This window comes from Campylobacter sp. BCW_4341, assembly GCF_001764255.1.
Taxonomy (GTDB): domain Bacteria; phylum Campylobacterota; class Campylobacteria; order Campylobacterales; family Campylobacteraceae; genus Campylobacter_D; species Campylobacter_D jejuni.
On sequence record NZ_MKAH01000015.1, the window covers coordinates 1 to 609 of the forward strand.

The 609-nt window shown below is 25.6% G+C and carries 1 protein-coding gene; it reads left to right on the forward strand.

What is annotated here, in order from left to right:
* Positions 1-609, forward strand: a 609-nt coding sequence (locus AJN70_RS01725; RefSeq protein ID WP_148128151.1) for a 6-hydroxymethylpterin diphosphokinase MptE-like protein, incomplete at both ends; no start/stop codon positions are given.

Consider the following 609-nt stretch of genomic DNA (forward strand, 5'->3'; position numbering starts at 1 on the left):
ACTTATAATGATAAATATCTACTTTATCCTGTATTATATTTTTATGGTTTTGGAAATGGAATTTTATTTAAAGCTTTATTGCAAAATAAAAATCATCAACATATTGTTGTTTTTGAAAAAGATATAGAAATCATTTGGATAATGTTTCATATCTTAGATTTTTCAAATGAATTGCAAAATGCAAGATTGATGATTTTAGAAACAAGTTCTTTGGATATAGAATTGTTTTCTAATTTTTGCTCTAGCAAACCTTTCTTTCAATTTTCTAGAATTTATTTTTTAGAACTGATGAGTCATTATTATGAAAGATTTCATGAAGATATTTTAGGATTGAATAAAAAATTAGCAGAAAATTTTAAAAATTCTATTGTTTCTCATGGTAATGATCCTCTTGATGCTCTGCAAGGCATAGAACAATTTGTTTATAACTTACCTCAAATGATTACTCATCCTAGTTATAAAGAATTACTTTCCAAAAGAAAGGGTATAAGTGATACAGCTATCATTGTTTCTACAGGACCATCTCTTACTAAACAACTTCCTTTGTTAAAAAAGTATGCTAATAAAGCTACAATTTTTTGTGCGGATTCTTCTTATCCTATTTTAGCT